The following is a 19,779-nucleotide window of genomic DNA, read 5'->3' as shown; positions in this document are numbered from 1 at the left end:
TTGGGGTCAGTCCTTGCCCCGACGCAGTCGGGAAAGGCGGGACACCACGGGCACCGAGCCCATCATGACCCTGATCAGCACCAGAAGGGCGATGATCGGGGGAACGTACACCAGCCAGATCGGCGGTCCGCCGGGAGAGTCGCTCTCGTTCGCGGCCTTCCTGGCCTGCACGTTCCGCTGGAGGGCGGGATCGTGGGTGGGGATCGTCTCGCCCGGGTTCTTCGCCTTGTAGGGCTTCTGCTTGGTCACCGCCGGGGTGCGGCCGCCGGGGCAGGTCGGAATCCGGTTCACCGCCGGCTGCGCGCGCGGGTACTTGTACTCCAGCGTGGCGAGCCTCTTCAGCGTGACCTGGAAGACGACGTTCAGGACCGGCTGGCCCTGGTCCCTCCCGATCACGTTGTCCAGGACGACCTTGAGCTGCGGCGCCACCGCGAGCGTCTTGCGCAGGTCGTCGAGGTAGTCGGGGTCGTAGCTCCCGATGCCGAGGTTGCCGAGCATGTCCACGGCGCAGCCGAAGTCGGGGCCGGTCTGGTCGAGCAGGTCGTTGACGGTGGCGAGCAGGCCGGGGCCGCGGTCGCGCAGCTCGGCGATCTGCCCGCGCACCTGGCTGAGCGCGGCCATGAGCGCGGCCAGGTTGTCGATCCCGGCGCCGAGCGAACCGCGGTTCTGGTTCAGCACGTGGGTGATGCGGCCGAGGTCGTTGGTCAGCCCGTCCAGCAGCTCGGTGTTCTGCGCGAACGTCTGGGTGAGGTCGTCGCTCCCGTTGACGATCTGGCGGAGCGAGCCCTCGCGCCCGGCCCATCCGGCGGCCAGCTCCTGGGTGAGCACCTTGGCGTCGTCGGGGTCGATCGCCTTCAAGGTGTCGATGACGGCGCCGAACAGGTCGCCGTACTTCGGCGGGACCTTCGTCTGCGACACCGGGATGACGGTGCCGGGCTTCATCGGCGGGGCGCCGGACCTGCCCGGCCCCGGCGTCAGCTCGACCACCGGCTCGCCCACCGCGGACTTGCGCGCCGCGGCGGCGGTGACCCCCTGCGGGATCTTGACGCCGCGCTCCATGTCCAGCCGGACGACGACCTTGTCCTTCTCCAGCCGCACCGAGTCGATCTTGCCGACCCGCAGGCCGAGGTAGTCGACCTCGAAGTTCGGGTGCAGGCCCGGAGACGACTCGAACTCCACGGTGATGTGGTACGGCCGGTCGATGAAGTCGAAGCGGACGACGTTGTTGAACGCCCACACGACCATCACCGCGGCGAGCACGCCGAACGCCGCCAGGTTGATCGTCAGCCGTCTGTTCATCCGCGCGGCTCCAGGATCTTGTCGAGGTCCGGAAGGGCGCCCTGGAGCTGCTTGGGGATCTCCGGCGTCCCGGCCTTCTTCTTCTTGGGGCTCTGGCCGAGGCCCGGGAAGATCGGCGTCCCGTCCGGCCAGACGATCCGCAGCAGCGGGTACAGCAGCAGCTGGCCGTCGTAGGTGGCCCGGGGCAGCTTGTCGGTGAACTGGACCAGGCCGTCCACCAGCGCCGTGAGCCGCCTGCGGTTGCTGCCGAGCTGCTGCAGGACGGGGTCGAGGTCGCGCAGCAGCGAGCGGAACCGCTGGATCCGCCCCTCCAGCACCTTGTCGTTCAGCTCGTGGGCCGTCTTGGTGAGCTTGTCGACCATCTCGATGATCTTGTACTTGTCCTTGTTCAGCAGCCGCGTGGTGCGTTCGAGCTGCGCGGGCGTCTCGTTCAGGGCGTCGCTGCCCCGGGCGAGGGACCGGCCGAGCCGGGCGAACCGGTCGACCGACTCGCCGAGCTCGCGGCGCTGCTCGGCGAACATCCCCAGCAGCGCGTTCACCTGCGCGATCGTCTTGTTGAGCTTCTGCCCGTTGCCGTCCAGGGCGGTGGCGCCCGCGTTCACGACCGTCGCGACGTCGTTCCCGGCCAGGGCCTGGACCAGCGGCCCGGCCTGCCCGACGACCTGCTCGAACGCCGGCTGGACGCTGGTGTCGGTGATCGCCGCGCCGGTGGCGAGGAACGGGCCGCGGTCCATGCTCGCGCCGGGCGGCATCTGCAGGTCCACGTAGTTCTCGCCGAGCAGCGAGGTCACCTTGATCTCGGCGCGGGTGCCTCGCGGGATCCTGACGTCGTCCTCGATGGCCAGCGTCGCCTTCGCCCGGTAGCCGGCGAGCTCGACCTTCGTGACGGTGCCGATCGTGATGTCGGACATCTTCACGCTGTGCCCGGCGACGAGGCCCTGCGCGTCGTCGAACGTGGCGGTCAGCGTCAGGCCGCCCTTCGGCGCGCCCGCCGTCTTGTAGGAGCAGCCGGAGACGGCGAGGGCCGCGACCGCGACGAGCACCAGCAGCAGCCGGCCGGTGAGGAGGGGCCTGCCCATCAGTTGCCTCCGTTCTGCCAGGGACAGTTGGAGTTGGGTGCGGGCAGCGGGCAGTCGACGTCGTCGGAGTTCATCAGGCCCTTGAGCCAGGTCCGCAGGAACGCGTCCGTGGCGAACCGGATCTGCAGCGACTTGTTCTTCGGGTTGTAGCCGCCGATGAGCGCGTCGCTGATGCCGGGCAGCACGCGGATGAGCTGCGCCAGCTCCCTGGCGTTGCCCTTGAGGATCAGGGCCGTCCGGGTGAGGACCGCCAGGTCGTAGGGCAGGTTCCCCTTGTACTTGCGCAGCAGCTTGTCGCCGTTCTTCGCCAGCTCAAGGATGCCGCTGATCAGCTGCTGGAGCTCGCCGCGCTCGGAGCTCAGCACCTGGCTCGCGGTGCCGAAGTCGCGGATCATCGTGCCGAGGATCTGCTCGCGCCCGCGCACCACCCCGGCCAGCCGGCTGAGGTTCTGCGCGACCTCGATGAGCTCCTTGTCCTGCCCGGCGACGTTCTCGACGAGGCGGGCGCTCTGCTCCAGGGTCGCGTTGAACTCCTTGCCGTTGCCCCTCACCGTGTCGGCGGCCGTGCCGAGGGCGGTCTGCATCTTGGTCGGGTCGAGCGCGTTGGCCAGGTTGGTGAACGAGCTGAGCGCGTCGTCCACCTCGACGGGCACGTGCGTGCGCTCGATCGGGATGACGTCCGCGGTCTCCTTGGCCTCCCCCGGCTTCCACGCCGGGTGCAGGACGAGGTTGCGCTCGCCGATCAGGTTCAGCGGGACGATCGAGGCCTGCACGCCCTTCGGCAGCGGGACGTCCCGGCGCAGATGGAACGTGACCTTCACCCGGTCGCCCTGGTTCTCGACCTTGTCGACGAGCCCCACGTCGGCGCCCATCACCTTGACCTTCGACTCCTTGTAGAAGGAGCGGGCCTTCGGGACGTAGACGACCATCGTGCGCTCGCCGCCCGCGGACGGGGCGAGCGAGCAGCCGCCGAGCGAGGCGGTCAGGGCGAGGCCGAGCGCGACGGCCACGCCGCGCAGCCGGCCGCGCCCGGGGACGGGGCCGGGGCCTTCGGGGGGCCGGCCCCCCGTGCCGTCGCCGCTCATCAGTTGCCTCCCTGCGGTCGCCGCGTGGAGATCGGACCGGCCGGCTGCAGCGGGCCGAGCCCGGTGAGCAGGCCCTCGATGTACCGGCCGTTGCCCTTGAGGTTGGCGACCTGCTGGAACGTCGGGCCGAGCAGCGAGAAGTCGGTGTTCAGCGCGTCCATGTTGGGCGCGAGCCGGGTCGTCAGCAGGTGCAGGTTGTCCAGCAGGGTGTCGAGCTCCTTCTGGTTCCTGGAGATCACGTTGGACAGCGTCCGGACGGTCCGGCTGCCCTGCCCGATCGCCGCGGCCAGCTCGTTGCGGCGCCGGACGAGCGACTGGAGCAGCACCTGGCTGGCGTCGATGATCTGGCGCAGCTCCTGGTCCTTGCTCGCCAGCGTCCCGGTGATCGTCTTGCTGTTCTCGATCAGCCGCTGGATCTCCGGATAGGAGTCGTTCAGCGTCCGGGACAGCTCCTGGATGTTGGTCAGGATGCGGCCCAGCTTCACCGCCCCCGGCGACTTGATCTTGTTGATCTCGGTGAGCAGCTTGTCGACGCTGCGCTGGTCGAGTCTGCCGACGATGTTCTGCGCGCCCTCCAGGGCCTCCGGCACGGTGAACGGGACGCTGGTGCGCGACAGCGGGATCCGCCGCCGCGACTCCGGCACGTCGGCCAGGTAGGGCTTGGAGACCGGGCCGGACAGCCGCAGGTACCGCCCGCCGAGCAGCGTCGTCGTCTGGATGTCGGCGCGGGTCTTCGGGCCGAGGTCGATGCCGGCGTTCACGTGCCAGGAGACGATGACCCTGCCGTGGGCGAAGTCGGGCTCCACGGAGGTGATCCGGCCGGACTTCACCCCGGCGACCCGCACGTCCTGTCCCTTCTTCAGCCCGGCGGTGTCGCTGAACTCGCCGCTCATCGTGTAGCCGCGGTCGAGCAGGTGCAGCTGGCCGAGGGCGAACGCGAACACGCAGCCCGCGCCGAGCGCGGTCAGGGTGACGATCGCGACGATCTTGTGGTTGACGTCGCGGAGCGACTTCAGCGCCATCAGCCGCCACCCCCCATCAGCATCTTCCTGAGCTTGGTGAGGTCGTCCTTGCTGGGCTGCCCCGCGCCGGGCGATCTCGGCAGCTCCATCGGGAACGGGCAGGGGCCCTGCACGACGTTCAGGCAGAGCGCGTTGGTGCGCAGGTAGTGGCCGCCGTTCGCCGACGCGAACAGCTGCCGGAGGGTCAGCGGGAGCTGCTGCACCATCTTCTCCAGCTGGTCGACGTTCAGCCGGAACGTCTCGCTGAACCTGCCGAGGTTGGCGATGATGCGGGCGAGCTGCGCGTCGTTGCCGCCGAGCACCTGGTTGAGGTTGGTGGTGACGCCCGCGACCTCCACGACCGCGCTCTCCAGCAGCTTGCGGTTGTTCGCGAAGACCCGGGTCAGCGACTCCAGGTTGTCGGCGCTGGCGGCGATCTGCCGGTCCCGGGTGGCGATGGCGTCGCTCACCGTCTCGTAGTCGTCGATCATCCCCTTGATCGTCTTCTTCCGGGCCGCGAACGTCTGCAGCAGCAGGTCCAGGTTGTCGGTCAGCAGCGAGATGTTCTGCTCGTTGCCGTCCAGCGCCTGGGAGAAGGCGAACAGGATCTTGTTGAGCTGGTTCGGGTCCAGGTTGCGGGTGAGCGGGCCGAGGCTGTTGACGATGGCGCCGAGATCCACCACCGACCTGGTGTGCGGGACGCGGTCGCCGTCGCCCAGCCTGCCCCGCTCCTTCCCGGGCTCCAGGTAGACGACCCGCTGCCCCATCACGTTCCGCCAGCGGATCGCGGCGGTGGAGTCGGAGGGCAGCCGGACCTCCTTGTCGACGGCCATCTTCACCACGGCCTTGCCGCGCACCACCTTGATGCTCTCGACCTGGCCGACGGGCGTGCCCGCCACCTTCACGGCGTCGCCCTCCAGCAGGCCGGTGACGTCGTCGAACGTGGCGGACAGGCGGTAGCGGGACGTGAAGCTCGTGCCGAGGATCTGCTGGCCGATGTAGAACGTGAGCAGCCCGGTCAGCGCCACGAACACCGTGAACTTCAGGATCGTGGTGTACTCCGGCCCGCGCGCGGTCTTGCCGCGCAGCCGCGGGCTCACGGCCGCGTCCCCGTCGCCGTGCGGCGCTGCCCGCCCTGGTTGCCGCCCGCGCCGGGGAGCGGCACGTCGAACGCGGTCGTCTTGGGCTTGACCGGGCAGACGTCGATGAGGATCTGGCAGATGTCCAGCGGGAGGTCGTCGCGCGCCTGGGCGATCAGGGTGCCCTCCGGGCCGGGGATGCGGATGATCTGCGCCAGCAGGCCGAAGAACCCGGTCAGGCTGTCGAGCAGGACCGGGACGTTGCGGCGCTGCCCGTTGAACACGCGCACGACCTCGCCGCCCGAGTCGATGATCTTGCCGATGTTGCGGCCGTGCTGCTCCAGGTTCGTGCCGACCGTCTGGCCGAGCCGCGCCGACTCGTCCAGCAGCTGGGTGACCTTGTCGGGCCGCTCGTTGACGACCTGGGAGAGCCGGTTGAAGTCCCCGGCGAACCGGGTCAGGGTGTCGCCGCGCGACTCGAACGTCCCGGACAGGCCGTTGATGTCGCTCAGCAGCGACTGGATGGCGGCCCGGTCCTTGTAGGTCGCGTCGACGACGATCGCGCCGTTGTCGATCGTGCGGCGCAGCGCCGGGCCCTGCCCGGCGAGCCCGGCGCCGAAGGTCTGCAGGATCGTCGCCACGTCGTCGGGGTTGATCGCCCGGGTGAGCCGGTAGGTGGGCCAGGCCGTGTCCGACAGCTCCTGCGGGTCGTTGGTCTTCGCGATGCGCCCGCCGTCCCTGAGGTAGGGGCCGGTGAGCTCGTGCGCGCCGAGGTCGAGGGCGAGGTCCTTCGGGCCGAACACCGAGACCGGCTCGACCGTCGCGACCGCCGTGTCGGCCACCTTGACGCCCTTGTCGACCCGGAGCCGGACGGTGACCCTGCCGTTGCGGTCGAGCTTGACGGCCTCGACGGCCCCGACGGCGATCCCGCGGACCTTCACGTCGGACTTGCCGGGGTCGAGCCCCTGCCCGGCGCGGCCGAACGTCGCGTCGTAGTAGGTGGAGCCCGCGTGGGACGGCGTGGAGCCGACCGCGACGAACGCCGCGGCCGCCGCGATGACGCCCGCCCCGACCAGCCCGAAGACCGTCCGGGAGCGGCTCGACATTGATTCGTCGCTCATCCGGTCAGCCTCACCGTGCTGCCGTGGCCCCAGAAGATGTACGACAGGACCAGGTTCATCAGGATCATCAGGATGGTCGACTCCCGGATGGCGCGGCCGGCGGCGACGCCGACGCCGACCGGGCCGCCCGCCGCGTAGTAGCCGCGGTAGCAGTGGATGAACATGATGATGAAGGCGAACACCGCGACCTTGATGACGCTGTAGAACACGTCGATCGGCGGAAGGTAGAGGTGGAAGTAGTAGTCGTAGATGCCGGGCGACAGGCCGAAGTACTGGATCGTGATGAACCTCGTGGCGAAGAACGCCATGAACAGCGAGACCAGGTACAGCGGCACCAGCGCGATGACGCCCGCGGCGACCCTGGTGCACACCAGGTAGGCCAGCGAGTTGATGCCCATGACCTCCAGCGCGTCGATCTCCTCCGAGATCCGCATCGCGCCGATCTCGGCGGTGAACCCGGTGCCGACCTGGGCGACCAGCGCGACGCCCGCGATGATCGGGGTGACCTCGCGGACGTTGGAGTAGCTCGCGACCAGGCCGGTGAACGCCTCGGCGCCGATGCGCTCCAGCCCGGGGTAGCCCTGGAGGCCGACCATGGCGCCGGTGGCGAGCGACATCGTCGCGATCACGAAGATCATGCCGCCGCCGATGACGAGCGCGCCCACGCCGACGGTGATGTCGCTGACCTGCTTGGCGAGGGTCTTGCCGTACTTGCGCCGGATGATGATGTCGAACAGCAGGTGGTACAGGACCCGGCCGAGGAACACCGGCAGGTCGGCCGACGCGGCGAGGCCGGCGGTGCGGCCCCTGACGGCGCGGCCCAGCTTGCGGACGGGGGATATGGCGACCATCAGAACCTCGGGGGGAAGAGGACCTGGTAGATCATGGTGAGGATGTAGTTCGTCGCGAACACCACGATCGAGGTGACGACCACGGCCCGGTTCACCGCGCGGCCGACGCCGACGGGGCCGTAGTCGCAGTTCATGCCCATGTAGCAGGCGACCGCGGCGGCGATGAATCCGAACACCCACGCCTTGAACAGCGTGATCATCAGGTCCGAGAACTGCAGCAGGGTGGTGGCGCCGTCGAAGAACGCGCCGGGGCTGACGCCCTGCTGGATGACGTTGAAGTAGTACCCGCCGATGACGCCCGCGAGGATCACCACCGAGCAGAGCAGTCCGGACACCGTGCTCGCCGCCCACAGCCTGGGGGTGACCAGGCGGTGGATCGGGTTGATGCCCATGACCTCCATCGCCGCGAGTTCGTCGCGGATGTTGCGGGCCCCCATGTCGGAGGTGATGGCCGATCCGCCCACGCCGGAGACCAGCAGGGCCGCGGCCAGCGGCGCCACCTGCTGGATCATCGCCGCGGTGAGCAGCGCGCCGGTGCCCGACTGCGCGCCGAGCTGCCGGGCGATGTCGCCCACCTGGAGCGAGATGGTCGCGCCGAGCGGCACGGCGATGAGCATGACCGGCACGCTCGTGACGCGTGCGAGGAACCAGCACTGTTCGACGAATTCGCCCCACCACTGGCGCAGGTCCCAGGTGCGGCGCAGCCCCTCCAGGAGGGTCACGCACAGCAGTCCGGTCTCGTCGAGTGCTCTCCCGACGCGTCTGCGTGCCAGGTCCGGGGCCTTGGTCAGGCTCAGGGCCATCAGCCGGTGCCCTCCCCCGGGGCGGGGTTGAGAAGGGTCACTCCAGCCTCCTTCGTGCTCGGACGTCGGCGCCCATCCGAAACACCGGATCCTGCCGGTACCGCGGGGGCGCCCTCGTCATGCTCGTTCGCGCGCCACAGCGGTCTCGGCCGAGACCGGTACCACAGGCGACTCCGCGCACCCTCCAGAGCACACGGGCTCCGCCTGTGATTTGAGGCACTCTATTGGAAGAAGGTCTAAGAAGCGAGTACTTACATCTGGTTTTGTCCGAAGCTACGATCAGCCGGTGCAGACCGAGGCGCGACGAGGCGTAGAAGACGAGATGGACGACGGCGTGGACCCGCTGGTCATGGGCGTGCGCGACCGCTGGGAAGGCCAGGGGCTGCTCGGCGATCCGTGGCCGTTCCTGGCGATCTGTTCGGTCGGGCGGCTCAACCAGCTGCTCAAGAAGGCCCTGGACGTGGAGCTGAAGCGGCTGGACCTCACCCGGACCGGCTACTTCCTGCTGACCACGCTCGCGCTCACCGTCCACGGGCGGGCCCGGCTGAGCGCGCTCGGCCGGATCCTGATGATGCATCCGACCACGGTGAAGCTCACCGTCGACCAGCTGGAGGCGGCCGGGCTCGTCGGCCGGACCCCGCACCCCCGCGACCGGCGCGCCACGCTCGTCGAGATCACCGCGGCGGGACGGGAGCGGGCCAACGAGGTGAGCATGGCCCTGGAGGCGCCCGGAGGCGCGCTCGCGGCGTTCGACGGGATGCACCGCGAGCTGTTCGAGGCGCTGCAGCCCGCGCGCCTGGCCGCCGGCGACGTGGAACTGCTGAACCCCGCCGGGGAACGCGGCCGTGGACGTCGGGCCGGGTGAACCGGGTATCGTCCGGCCTGCGTACTTGCTCTTCGAGAGCACCACACCCGGGCGATAAGGCAGTCTTCTCCTATGCCACAGAGTCACGGCACACGCAGACGTCCCGCCGAGGAAACCGGAGGCGCTCAGGGGGGCGCGGGGAGTCGTCGCGGCTCCAGGAGGGCCGGTACGAGGCGCGCCACGCGCGTTCCGGAGCCGCGCACGTCCGCTGACGCCCGCAGCACGGGAGGACCCCACGGACCGGACCCGTCGGAGCCGGACGACCCCCGCGGCCCGTACGAGGAGCCGGAGACCTTCCGGGAGCCGCGCGAGGGCGGGCGCCGCGTCCGGCGGGTGCTCACCAGCAACGTCACCATCACGATCGTGGCGATCGGCGCGATCGGCGGTGCGCTGACGGTCGTCGACCTCGGCAGCTTCGTCGACGACGCCAGCGAGCCGCCCAAGGCCGCGGGCGCGGGGCTGTCCACCAACGACATGCTCGCGAAGCTGACCTCGGCGTCCGACATGGACAAGGTCGCGGCCGACGCGGTCGCCGTCGCCAAGGAGCGCGCCTACAAGGAGCACCAGCGCGAGCTGAAGCGGCTCAAGGAGAAGGCCAAGCGGGACGCGGCGGCGCGGGCGAAGCTCAAGGCGGAGCAGGAGCGCGAGCGGCTCGCCAAGTCGAACCCGAGCGCCGGGCAGAACAAGGCGTACGGCAAGAAGATGAACGAGCTCAAGGGATGGGGCCGATGCTGGCCGTCCCTGCTGACGCTGTGGAACCACGAGAGCGGCTGGAACGAGCGGGCCGAGAACCCCTCCAGCGGCGCCTACGGCATCCCCCAGGCCCTGCCCGGCTCCAAGCTGGCCAGCGCGGGCGCCGACTGGCGCACGAGCTCCCCCACCCAGATCGCGTGGGGGCTCGGCTACATCAAGGCGCGCTACAAGGACCCGTGCCTCGCCTGGGACTGGTGGCAGGCGCACAACTGGTACTGAGCCCACCGGGGCGGCCCGGCCTGGCACCATGGGGGGATGCGGACGAGCAGGGCGCGCCGCGCCGGCGACGAGCGGGCGAACGGCACGGGTGAGGGCGCCGGAGCCGAGGGCGGCGCGAGCCGCCAGTGGGCCCGCGCCGACGCGACCCGCCAGGCGCTGCTGACCGCGGCGCTGCGGGTCTTCGCCGACCGCGGCTACGCCGACGCGGGCATCGCCGAGATCGTGGAGCGGTCCGGCATCAGCGTCGGCAGCCTCTACCACCACTACGGCGGCAAGGCCGGCCTCTACGTGGCGCTGTGGGAGGACCTCACCGAGGAGCAGGAGGCGAGCGCCGCGCAGGCGGTGTCCGCCGCCCGCAAGGACGGCGAGTCCGACCCGATCGCGCTGTTCATCGCGGGCGCCCGCGCCTACCTGCGGGTGTGCTGGGAGCGGCGCGAGGCCGCCCGGCTGTTCCTCGCCGGGGAGGGCCCGTCCGGGTCGTCGCTGATGCGCCGCAGCCGCGCCCAGCACTGGATCGCGCAGAACACCAAGCTGCTGCGCGGCCCGTCCGGCGACGCGCCCGCCGGACGTCCCGAGCAGGTGCTGAGCCTGGTGCTCACGACGGTGATCGGCGAGGCCGGGCGGGAGATCGCCACCGCGGAGAACGAGGCGGAGGCGGCCGAGATCATCGACGAGGTCTGCCGGATCCTGATCCGCCTGGCCCGCTGACCTCCTGGCCCGCTGACCTCCTGGCGCAGGGCCCCCGCCAGCGCCATGGCGGACTCCGGAAGCCGTGTCCCGGCGGACGCGGTGGTCAGGGGCGGGCGGTGTGGACCCGGCGGACGGAGAGCCGGATCGGGGGGACCGGCTGGAGCGGGCGCGGGTGCCGGGCGCGGGCGGGCTGCGGCGGGAGCGTGCGGAGCCGGGCCGCGGTGGGGCGCTTGTCCGCGACCCGCGAGCCGGCGGCGCGCAGGCGGCGGCGCGCGGCGAGCGGGACGCGGCCGTCGGAGCGCCGGATCAGCCGCATCCGGAGCAGCAGGAGCACCACCCCGGCCGCCAACGCGGCGAGGAACCCCGCCTGGAGCGCGGTCAACTCCTCGATGGTGAACGGCTCCGGGGGCAGCCTGTGCAGGTTCGACACCGGGACGAGCGGCCCGGAGTCGGGCGCGATCTGCGGGGACTCGGCGGACACGATCGGCGGCAGCGCCACCTGCGGCCCGGTCATGCCGGCCAGGGGGTCGGAGCCGGGCGGGGTCAGCGGCGGGACGCCGGGCGTCGTCGGGCTGATCCCCGGCGGCAGCGCCCCGGACCCGGAGGTGATGATCAGCTTGTAGCTGCGGGACACGCTCCTGGCCCGGGCCGCCGAGACGGCCGCACGCAGGGTGATCACGCCGGGCTTCGCACCGGACGGGGCCCGCACGGTCGCGATCGCGGAGGCGCCGCCGGATCCGACACTGCCGAGGGACTGCGTCCCGGGACCGACCGTGGCGCCCGAGGCCGACATCCGCAGGACGATCCCGTTCGCGGTGGCGTTCGCCGACGCCACCCGCACGGTCGCGGTGATCGAGCCGCCGGGCCGCATCGTCGCCGCCGACACCGTCAGCCCCAGGGACAGGACCGGCGTCCTGGGCTTGCCCGGGCCGGTCGGCGGCTTCGTCGGCGGATGAGTGGGCGGCTTCGTGGGGGGATTGGTCGGCGGCTTCGTCGGCGGGTCGGTCGGCGGATCCGTCGGCGGGTCGGTCGGCGGGTCGGTGGGCGGATCCGTCGGCGGATCAGTGGGCGGGTCGGTCGGCGGATCCGTCGGCGGGTCGGTCGGCGGATCCGTCGGCGGATCCGTCGGCGGGTCGCTCGGCGTTTCGGTGACGGTGGTGGTCGGCGTGGGGGTCGGCTCGTCCGCGAGAACCGGATGGACGCCCACCATGCCGATGAGCGTCACCGCTCCGAATCCGGCCAGGAGCGAAGCCGATCGTGAACGCACCCCGAACGCACCTCCACCGCATTACGGTTATTCCGCCGAATTGCATTGGATTGGATGGAAGCATGCGGCGATTCGGGGAATCAACCCCGCAGGTCAAGGTTCGCTTCAGGTGCTCAATTCGCGCCGAGCGGCTATTGGGCGATTGTCAACCGGTGCTCGTTCCCGCGCGGCGACGCCATCCCACGCGGCGCTCGTGCCGGGCGGCCGGGCGGCGCGTGCGCGCAACCGCGTCGCACGCAGCACGGCCTCGATCGCGAAGCGCGCCTCGCGGTCGGTCAGCCGGTCGCCCAGGACCCCTTCGACCTGCCGCATCCGGTAGCGGACGGTCTGCGGGTGGATGCCGAGCTCCCTGGCGATGTCGTTGGCGGTGCCGCGGGTCACCAGCCAGGCGTGCAGGGTCTCCAGCAGGCGGTCGCGCTGCCGGGGGCTGAAGCCGTCCATCCCACCGAGGTGGCGGTGCGCGAGCTGGTCGACGAGGGCCTGGTCGGAGAGCAGCCAGAGGGTGATGAGGTGCTCCTCGCAGTCGATCACCGGGGCGTCCTCCAGCACACCGGTCTCGACCAGGCCGAGGGCGCACCGCGCCCAGCGCAGCGAGTCGGCGACGCCCGCGATCGGCACGGTGAGGCCGATGACGAGCTGCCTGTCGGGCAGGACGCGGAGCAGGGATCGCCGGCGCTCCGGGGTCGGCCTTCCGGGAACGACCAGGAACGGCTGGGTGGCGGTGAGGTCGGCGAGGACGTCCTTGTCCAGGAGGGCCCGGACGTACCGGGCGCCGGGCGGGGCCACGACGGCGGTCGCCTCGTCCGGCAGCGTCCATCCGGCCCGTTCGGCGGCCTCGGCCAGGACGCGGGACGACACGTCGCGGCGGAGCAGGAGCTCCAGCAGGCGGCGGCGGTGCGCCTCCGCCTCGCCGTCCGGGCGGGCGTCCAGGTAACCCTCCAGCGCGAGCGCGGCCAGTTCGTCGATGTAGGCGAACAGCGCGTCGGCGAGCTGGGCCATCACCTCGGGCGACAGTCGCCGGCGCGGCCCGACCTTCATGATGCGCCGCCACGCGACCTGGACGCCGATACGCAGCGCGGCCTGGAGGGTGTCGAGCGTCCGGCCTTCCTGGGCCTCGAAGCGGCCGAGCCTGCGGTAGGTCTCCTGATGGCGCACGCTCGGTTCCAGCGGGTTGGCGACCCGGTCGACGAAGTCCGTCAGGGCACGGTCGACTCCGATGCGCAGTGCCTCGACGTAGGGCCCCTTGAGGGGACGCCCGTACTCGGGGATCGAACGGCGCACCTCGTCGATGATCTCCCCGGCGAGGCTGGGCAGTTCCGGGCGCATCAGCACGGCGAGCCGGCGCGGCAGCCGGCTCGGGCGACTCGCCGACTCCCGTGTCAACGTCTGCTGTGCCATGGGGTCGGCACACCTCCAGACACCGCCATCGCGGACGAGGGGTGTTCCGGGCGGGGCACCCGGTCGTCCGGATGATCGGCCATATGGCGTCAACACCGAGGGCGGCCGAGCGGGGACCCTGCGCACCCTCTGCATTCTGTGAGCTGAAACACGTCGAACTTAGATCATACGAAATCCGGCAAGGTAAAGGGAAGGTAAATTCAGCAGGCAGTGGCACTGCAGTCACATTCAGCGCCCAATAGGGGCCGGTCTCATTTCAGTGCGGAGCCGCGCTCCCGCAACCGGTACGCGCGCAGCACCGCGTCCAGCGCGAAACGCGCCGCCGGGTCGGCGAGCTGCCGGTCGAATTCCGCGCTGATCTGCCGCATCCGGTACCGGACGGTCTGCGGGTGCAGCCGGAGCCTCTGCGCCGCCTCCACCGCGTTTCCTTGCGCGTCCAGCCACGCGCACAGGGTTTCGGTCACGCGCATACGCCGGGTGCGCGGCATTTCCGCCAACGCGCCCAGTTCCCGGCGGGCGAGCTGGTCGAGCAGCGGCCCGTCCGAGAGCAGCCACAGCTCCAGCAGGTGCCGCTCGCACAGCGTGGGGCCGCCGTCCTCCAGGCAGCCCGCCTCCACCAGCGCCAGCGCCCGCCGCGCCCAGCGCAGCGAGTCGGCCGCCTCCCCCAGCGGGACGGTCAGCCCCACCGCGGAGCGGCGCTCGGGCAGGGCGCGGCTCAGCATCGCCGCACGCTCCGGGCCGTATCCGCCGGGGATCAGCAGATGGGGCTCGGCGTCCGCGAGGTCGACGAGCACGTCGCGGTCCATCGCCTCCCGGACGCACCGTGCGCGCGCCGGCATCGCGACCATCGTCACCGTGGGGGGCACCGCCCAGCCGGCGGCCTCGGCGGCCTCGGCGAGCGCGCCGCTCGCCGCGCCGGGCCCGAGCACCATGCGCAGCAGGCGCCGGTGGTCGCCGGGCAGCTCGTCGGCGGACGACCGGACCTCCAGGTAGCCCTCGACCGACAGGGAGGCCAGCTCGTCGATGTAGGCGAACAGCGCCTCGGCCAGCCGCGTCGTCACCTCCGCGGGCAGCCGCCGCGCCCGCGCCACGGCCGCCACCCGCCGCCACGCGACCTGCACCCCGACCCTGTAGGCCGCCTGCAGCGCGTCCAGCGTGCGGCCCTGGTAGGCCTCGCTGCGACCGAGTTCCCGGCACAGCTCGTCGCGCCGCTCGTAGCCGTCGACGCCGCCCGAGACCTGGTCGACGAAGGCCGCCATGGCCTGCTCGACGGTGATCCGGTACGCGGACGGTTCCGGCATCCCCTGCCGGGCGTACTCGGGAACCGACCGCTGGACCTCCTCGAGGATCTCCTCGGCCAGCGAGGGCAGCTCGGCACTCAGAATGGCGATGACCTGTGGCGGGAGAGCTCCGGGACGCCCCCCTCCCCCAACGAGGGCCCTCGTCATTCGCTCCTCCGCTCGCACCGTTCAAGAAAAGCCTCGACAAAATGTAACCCACATCATGGCCACCGCACATCATTACGGAGGAGATCGCGCGTCCGAATGGCCGCGGCACTCACTGGCCGACAAAAACGGCCGGATTGAATGATCAATGGGAGACAATCCGGAGAGGCAGTGACCCCCGGCCGTTGACGCCCGGCCGCCCCCGGGCCGCCGATCACATCCGCACGCCATCCGAAACTGTCGGCACAATTCCGTCATTACGCGACGCAACGACTGTCCCTCACCGCAGTCACGACGGTGCCGTGCCCGCGGGATCGCCGCGGACACGGCACGGTCGAACGGGCTCGGCTTCAGAGCTGGCTGTAGTTCTTCGACACGAGGTACTCGTTCTGGATCATCGTGTTCTTGCCGGCCGCCGAGGGGAATCCACCCACCTGGTTGACCAGCCAGTCGGCGATGCCGCCGCCGAACACGCACCCCTTGGCGCCGGGCACCGCGAACGAGTTGCCGACGTGCTTGGCCTGCAGCACCGGCGGCGTCGAGTCCGGCCGCGCGATCGAGAGACCCTCGCCGGTGATGGGCGTGTTGGGGGGCGGAGGGCTGGTGGTCCCGGTGGTGAGGCTCACCCTGATCGGGTTGCTGTTGGTGCCGACCGTGCAGTTGCTTCCGAGGAACGGGTTGATGAGCCGGACCTTCAGCCCGATGTTGATCTCGAAGCTGCTGCTGACCGGCATCTCGAAGACGCCGGCGTACTCGACCTTGGCGTACACGGCCGACAGGAGCGGGTCACCGAACAGGCCGGGCTGGACGAGCATCTTCGGGGCGTTGATCGCGCCGAAGACCGTCTTGGTCTCGAAGGTGCTGGGGTTGAAGGTGTTCGCCCAAGTGATCCTGATCGGCTCCTCGATCTTCTGGTCGAAGTTGCCGACCTTGAACGTGCCGCTGGTGACCACACCCACCCAGCACTGCGAGTAGTCCGGCGACGCACCGTCCGGGAGGGGCGGGCAGTCGGAGAAGCTGAAGCTCGACGGGATCGGGTCCGGGTTGGCCGCCGAAGCGGGGGAAGCCAGGCCGAAGCTGAGCAGCGCAGCACCGAGCACGGCGGGAAGCGCCAGCCGGGAACTGCTTCTCCGGAAACGAATCGACTTCACCGGTTCGTCCTTTCTTCTTGCCGGGAGAAACGGGCACAGAGCGCCGGACAGCCACAGTGTGATCCCAGCCGACGCGGAACCGTGAAGCGGATCCTCGATGAGAAAGATCCTCGATTCCCAATGGGAGAGTAATACTGAAACAATGCCGGTTCAATACACCGCGACGCACGAGCATGGAGATTTTCTCGCCTTGTAAGCGAATAGCAATGACGGCGGCCCGGGAGTGGCCGGTATTGTCATCGACCGCAGATCGCCGGGAGCGTCGGCCCTTCACCCGGACTCGTTCGTCCCGTCTGCTTCATATGGCGGTCAGCCAGAGGAGTCACCGTACTCGCCGCAGGCCGGCGACGGCCTGCAGCGAGCCGGTCTGGCCCTGCCGTCGCCCGGGGTGGTGCAGGCAACGATGCGGCCAGTCCTGGAGGGCCCGGGGACTTCCGGCGCGAATCAGATCGCGCCGGAACGAGAGGCCCATGGCGATGGGAGGTTCGGTCAGGGGGAGGTGATCCGCTGAGTGGGACGGAAGACGAAATCGCCCTTGTATGAATTGAAGACGCTGAGGAAGTCCGTGAACCCGGGGATCTCGCACGTCGAGTCCCCCGACGGCATCAGCGTATGTGAATTCATGGAGAAGGTCCCGTTGTCATAGGAGCCTTCGAGAAGCCCAGGAGCCTCACGCTGCCCCGGGAGGAAGATTCTCCCCAGGTTGTGGGAAATTCGCAGCGTACAACGCCTCCCTCCGCCGGTGTCCACGGTCGCGTCGAGCAGCACGCCGTTGATCTTCATCGCCGGCCGGCCGGTCGCCGCGTCGATGGTCATGTTCAGCCACAGCGAGCCGTCCTGCGTGACCTTGTCCGCCACCTGGTAGACGGTGCCGTCCGACGCTTCCACCTCGCAGCCGTCGAGGGACATGTCGCCCTTGCCCAGCCTGAAGCGCGACTGCCAGTGCCCCCGTTCGAGGTCGAGCCGCATGGTCGCCGACTCGCACCTGAACTCCGCGTTGTCCCCGGCGTACCCCAGGGTGAACGGTTTCGCGACCGCGGTGACGACCCCGCCCGGATCCACGGTGAAGGTCTGAGGAAGCGCGCCCGCGCCGTCCACGCAGCGGTTACCAGTGGTGACCTCGCACCAGAGTCCCGATTCGAGTCCCGCGTAGTTTCCCGCCCCGGAGACACTCGCGGTAAGGATCGGGCTGAGATCTTCGGTCACTCCGCAACCGGAGAAGGAGGGGATCGTGACGTTCTGGGCGATCAGCGGCTGCCCGCTTTCGTACTGAGTCGTCCCCGTTCTCAGCGTCCCCATGAATCCAGTCGCGGAAAGCGCGGTGGGGCTTGTCATGCATTTGTTGCCGAGATCGAGGGGAACTCCGTTGACCTCGGCCTTGCCCGCTTTGATGCGCACGTATGCACTGGCTTTGAGTTGTTGCCTGTCGACGGTCGGACCCGAAATATCGAGTTCGGTCGACAGCTGCTGGAGAATTCGCATGTTGCCTGTGATCGGGCCGGACCCGCCGGCCCGCGGGGAACCGACCTGAACGGCTTCCGCCACCGCGCGTGTCGGCATGAAGCCGAAACCCAGCATCGTCGCGGGGGTTGGATAGGTGCGGTTGACGAAGTATCCGCGAAAATCCGTCCAGTTCGGCCCGAAGAAAATATTCCCCATATAGCTTTCAGTCAGCGCCCGAACATTGTTCTCGAAAGCAACGGGAGCGGCGTTCCCGACCTTTTTGATGTTGAAGAACCCCGTCGCCTTGAGGCAGTACATCAGTCCATCACCGGTGTCGGCGTTCAGGCCGTCCGGATTCTCCGGGGACTCGAAGATCTTCGCCAGTTCGGGATCGTCGCTGATGGCGTACCGAGGATCCTGCCCCCGGGCAGGGATCAGCTTGCACAACTTCTCCGGAGAGGCGGTGGGCTGACGGGGCGCCGCGCTCGACGCGCCGGGGATCGCCGGCTCGTTCCCTCGCCCCACCCGTAGGCGTCCGAGCACCGGCGCCTTCTCCGCCGCACAGCGCAGCTTCAGTTCGGCCGCGTCCTTCCCCGTCGCCGCGTCGCCCGGCACCAGCGACAGGCCCACTGCCCCGGCAGACCATGAGAGCTCGCCCGGCGCTTCGGGGACCACCGGGGGCGCCACCCCGCTCCCGGTCAGGTGCACGGCCCCGTCACCCCGTGGCGGTGCGGCCGCCAGGGCGAAGGCCGGCCACCCGGCGCGCCCGTCGCCGCCCGGCCCGTGGACCGCGACCTGGATCTCCGCGACCCCTCCGAGCGCGGGGGAAGGCGTGGGCGACGGGGCGACGCTCGTCGCCGGTGGTGTCGAAGCCCCGGCGGGGGAAGCCGCCGACACCCTTTTCACCACCTCGGGCGGGAGACCGACGTCGATCTTGATGGTGCCCAGCTGGACCGGCTGGCCGACGGTCCCGGTCGACGGGACGGTCGTTTCGATCCGCAGCGCCACATCGTGCGTTCCGGACTCGCCGGAGCAGACAAGCCCCATGTCGACGCCGATGTCCGCGATCGCCGCCGGGACCGCCACCAGTGCGCCGCCGCTCACGGCGAGGCCCGCGACCGCCGCGATCCGCGCGACACCTCGGAACGTCCGATGCATTTCACATCCTTGATCGACGGGGAACCGCACCCGGGCGGCGAGCGCCCGGGTGCGGCTTCGGTCAGAGGCGTGCTCTCACGTCACGTGCGAACGACGGTCGGGCCCTCCTTGGCCGTGGAGTTGACACCCCTCAGTTTGATCACGCCGGCGAGCGTGGCCGTGTCGCCGTTCTTCACGATGTTGGTGGGGCACGTCGCGGAGACGCTGGTCGCGACGAGGTTGTTGGTGGACCCGAACGGCAGCGAGAGGGTACTGGCGGCCCCGGCGCTCGTCGGGTTGGTGTGCGTACCGTTGATGAACCCGTTGGTGCTGGTCGAGCCCTGGAACGTCGCGGAGCACGGGATGCTGGGGATGTTCACCACGATCCTGACGCCGCTCAGCCGGCCGGGGGTGGCGCCCGAAGAGGTCAGGCCCGTGGTGGAGAGGGACCACGGCAGGTTCTGGGGCGTCACCGTGGCGACCTGGCTGGAGACCGTGCAGTTGCTGAACGTCAGACCGGTCACCGAGCCGACGGGGTCCACGACGCCGGTGCCGACCTTCACCGTTCCGGTGGCCGTCAGGGCCTTCGCAGCGCCGGTGTCGACGCAGGTCAGGACCCCTCCACTACTGCTGGCGGCCGCGACGGAGCCGCTGTTCTCTCCGGTGACGGCCTGGGTGGAGGGCGAGGGCACGCCGGGCATGGTGACGTTGATACCGGCCGCCCAGGCGGGGGTCGCGGTGAGAGCGGCGGCGGTGGCCGTGACCGCGGTGACGGTCAGAGCCATTTTCGAGATCTTTCGCATGTCAGTCCGCTTTCCCTTCACGGGGGGTGGTTTCTTCTTCTCGTAGGGACACTGACCGCGTTCTACAGGTCCAACTCCTCCGGGTTGACGAGCGCAGAACCCCGAAAGTCGAACTTCGTCGACTTCACCACAAGACCACCCAGTCCTGCCGTACTAATATCGGAATATACCCGCCAGTAGTGAACTTCTCAAGAGGCTGTTCGACTTCCCCTTAAAGCACTCCGCGGATCCATACACGGTGCCCCCTGTCCCGAGGCCGCGGGGGGAGGTGACCCGCGGCACCACCGCCC

General features: G+C 70.1%; 17 protein-coding genes. 3 read left to right on the top strand and 14 right to left on the bottom strand.

All coding sequences use genetic code 11. From position 1 onward, the window contains the following. Positions 1-6: 6 nt before the first annotated feature. From AB0C69_RS06935 to AB0C69_RS06900, 8 genes are read right to left on the bottom strand one after another with little or no spacing between them, the layout of a single operon-like run. Positions 7-1,299, bottom strand: a complete 1,293-nt coding sequence (locus AB0C69_RS06935) for an MCE family protein (protein ID WP_360350766.1) — start codon at positions 1,297-1,299, stop codon at positions 7-9. Beyond that, positions 1,296-2,378: an MlaD family protein gene (locus AB0C69_RS06930; protein WP_360350763.1), complete on the bottom strand. Its 1,083-nt coding sequence runs from the start codon at positions 2,376-2,378 to the stop codon at positions 1,296-1,298. Before AB0C69_RS06930 ends, AB0C69_RS06935 begins: the two co-directional genes overlap by 4 nt. Next, positions 2,378-3,463, bottom strand: coding sequence for an MCE family protein (locus tag AB0C69_RS06925; RefSeq protein WP_360350760.1), 1,086 nt, complete (start codon positions 3,461-3,463; stop codon positions 2,378-2,380). Before AB0C69_RS06925 ends, AB0C69_RS06930 begins: the two co-directional genes overlap by 1 nt. After that, a complete protein-coding gene (locus tag AB0C69_RS06920) occupies positions 3,463-4,485 on the bottom strand; it encodes an MlaD family protein (protein WP_360350757.1) in 1,023 nt (340 codons plus the stop codon). The genes AB0C69_RS06925 and AB0C69_RS06920 overlap by 1 nt, the downstream gene beginning before the upstream one ends. Then, on the bottom strand, positions 4,485-5,564 hold the full coding sequence (locus tag AB0C69_RS06915) for an MlaD family protein (protein WP_345182762.1): 1,080 nt from the start codon (positions 5,562-5,564) through the stop codon (positions 4,485-4,487). Before AB0C69_RS06915 ends, AB0C69_RS06920 begins: the two co-directional genes overlap by 1 nt. Then, positions 5,561-6,664: an MCE family protein gene (locus tag AB0C69_RS06910; protein ID WP_345182764.1), complete on the bottom strand. Its 1,104-nt coding sequence runs from the start codon at positions 6,662-6,664 to the stop codon at positions 5,561-5,563. The genes AB0C69_RS06915 and AB0C69_RS06910 overlap by 4 nt, the downstream gene beginning before the upstream one ends. Beyond that, positions 6,661-7,515 carry an ABC transporter permease gene (locus tag AB0C69_RS06905; RefSeq protein ID WP_179846536.1) on the bottom strand — a complete coding sequence of 285 codons (855 nt, stop codon included), beginning with the start codon at positions 7,513-7,515 and terminating at the stop codon, positions 6,661-6,663. The genes AB0C69_RS06910 and AB0C69_RS06905 overlap by 4 nt, the downstream gene beginning before the upstream one ends. Next, positions 7,515-8,318, bottom strand: coding sequence for an ABC transporter permease (locus tag AB0C69_RS06900; protein WP_173392013.1), 804 nt, complete (start codon positions 8,316-8,318; stop codon positions 7,515-7,517). The genes AB0C69_RS06905 and AB0C69_RS06900 overlap by 1 nt, the downstream gene beginning before the upstream one ends. A 286-nt stretch (positions 8,319-8,604) precedes the next feature. Here AB0C69_RS06900 and AB0C69_RS06895 point away from each other — a divergent pair, with 286 nt between their 5' ends. The 3 genes from AB0C69_RS06895 to AB0C69_RS06885 all read left to right on the top strand — a co-directional run bounded on the left by AB0C69_RS06895 (position 8,605) and on the right by AB0C69_RS06885 (position 10,863). Beyond that, complete coding sequence (locus tag AB0C69_RS06895; RefSeq protein WP_345182765.1) at positions 8,605-9,183, top strand: MarR family transcriptional regulator; 579 nt, start codon at positions 8,605-8,607, stop codon at positions 9,181-9,183. A gap of 333 nt (positions 9,184-9,516) precedes the next feature. After that, a complete protein-coding gene (locus tag AB0C69_RS06890; protein WP_345182766.1) occupies positions 9,517-10,155 on the top strand; it encodes a lytic transglycosylase domain-containing protein in 639 nt (212 codons plus the stop codon). A 36-nt stretch (positions 10,156-10,191) separates the two neighbouring features. Beyond that, positions 10,192-10,863 (top strand): helix-turn-helix domain-containing protein, encoded by a 672-nt coding sequence (locus AB0C69_RS06885; RefSeq protein WP_360350750.1) that lies wholly within the window; start codon positions 10,192-10,194, stop codon positions 10,861-10,863. An 85-nt stretch (positions 10,864-10,948) separates the two neighbouring features. Here AB0C69_RS06885 and AB0C69_RS06880 read toward each other — a convergent pair whose 3' ends face one another. The 6 genes from AB0C69_RS06880 to AB0C69_RS06855 form a co-directional block, all read right to left on the bottom strand. After that, positions 10,949-12,112: a hypothetical protein gene (locus AB0C69_RS06880; protein ID WP_360350747.1), complete on the bottom strand. Its 1,164-nt coding sequence runs from the start codon at positions 12,110-12,112 to the stop codon at positions 10,949-10,951. Between the two features lie 105 nt (positions 12,113-12,217). Further along, positions 12,218-13,510: a helix-turn-helix domain-containing protein gene (locus AB0C69_RS06875; RefSeq protein WP_345182769.1), complete on the bottom strand. Its 1,293-nt coding sequence runs from the start codon at positions 13,508-13,510 to the stop codon at positions 12,218-12,220. A gap of 251 nt (positions 13,511-13,761) precedes the next feature. Further along, the gene (locus AB0C69_RS06870; protein ID WP_353831678.1) at positions 13,762-14,958 is read right to left on the bottom strand and encodes a helix-turn-helix domain-containing protein; all 1,197 of its coding nucleotides are present in this window, start codon (positions 14,956-14,958) and stop codon (positions 13,762-13,764) included. Between the two features lie 347 nt (positions 14,959-15,305). Further along, the gene (locus AB0C69_RS06865; protein WP_360350742.1) at positions 15,306-16,106 is read right to left on the bottom strand and encodes a hypothetical protein; all 801 of its coding nucleotides are present in this window, start codon (positions 16,104-16,106) and stop codon (positions 15,306-15,308) included. Between the two features lie 489 nt (positions 16,107-16,595). Beyond that, complete coding sequence (locus AB0C69_RS06860; protein ID WP_360350739.1) at positions 16,596-18,707, bottom strand: hypothetical protein; 2,112 nt, start codon at positions 18,705-18,707, stop codon at positions 16,596-16,598. An 80-nt stretch (positions 18,708-18,787) separates the two neighbouring features. Then, a complete protein-coding gene (locus AB0C69_RS06855) occupies positions 18,788-19,471 on the bottom strand; it encodes a hypothetical protein (protein WP_345182774.1) in 684 nt (227 codons plus the stop codon). Between the last annotated feature and the right edge of the window lie 308 nt (positions 19,472-19,779).

Source organism: Actinomadura sp. NPDC048032, assembly GCF_040653175.1.
Lineage (GTDB): Bacteria > Actinomycetota > Actinomycetes > Streptosporangiales > Streptosporangiaceae > Spirillospora > Spirillospora verrucosospora.
The sequence above is the reverse complement of the archived record's forward strand: the minus strand, read 5'-3'. Positions and strand labels throughout refer to the sequence as shown.

Excerpts from the sequence above, each read along its gene's own strand:
- AB0C69_RS06930 (WP_360350763.1), bottom strand. The coding sequence starts at position 2,378 with ATGGGCAGGCCCCTCCTCACCGGCCGGCTGCTGCTGGTGCTCGTCGCG.
- AB0C69_RS06860 (WP_360350739.1), bottom strand. The coding sequence starts at position 18,707 with ATGCATCGGACGTTCCGAGGTGTCGCGCGGATCGCGGCGGTCGCGGGC.
- AB0C69_RS06875 (WP_345182769.1), bottom strand. The coding sequence starts at position 13,510 with ATGGCACAGCAGACGTTGACACGGGAGTCGGCGAGTCGCCCGAGCCGG.
- AB0C69_RS06885 (WP_360350750.1), top strand. The coding sequence starts at position 10,192 with ATGCGGACGAGCAGGGCGCGCCGCGCCGGCGACGAGCGGGCGAACGGC.
- AB0C69_RS06905 (WP_179846536.1), bottom strand. The coding sequence starts at position 7,515 with ATGGTCGCCATATCCCCCGTCCGCAAGCTGGGCCGCGCCGTCAGGGGC.
- AB0C69_RS06855 (WP_345182774.1), bottom strand. The coding sequence starts at position 19,471 with ATGGCTCTGACCGTCACCGCGGTCACGGCCACCGCCGCCGCTCTCACC.
- AB0C69_RS06935 (WP_360350766.1), bottom strand. The coding sequence starts at position 1,299 with ATGAACAGACGGCTGACGATCAACCTGGCGGCGTTCGGCGTGCTCGCC.
- AB0C69_RS06925 (WP_360350760.1), bottom strand. The coding sequence starts at position 3,463 with ATGAGCGGCGACGGCACGGGGGGCCGGCCCCCCGAAGGCCCCGGCCCC.
- AB0C69_RS06910 (WP_345182764.1), bottom strand. The coding sequence starts at position 6,664 with ATGAGCGACGAATCAATGTCGAGCCGCTCCCGGACGGTCTTCGGGCTG.
- AB0C69_RS06870 (WP_353831678.1), bottom strand. The coding sequence starts at position 14,958 with ATGACGAGGGCCCTCGTTGGGGGAGGGGGGCGTCCCGGAGCTCTCCCG.
- AB0C69_RS06900 (WP_173392013.1), bottom strand. The coding sequence starts at position 8,318 with ATGGCCCTGAGCCTGACCAAGGCCCCGGACCTGGCACGCAGACGCGTC.
- AB0C69_RS06920 (WP_360350757.1), bottom strand. The coding sequence starts at position 4,485 with ATGGCGCTGAAGTCGCTCCGCGACGTCAACCACAAGATCGTCGCGATC.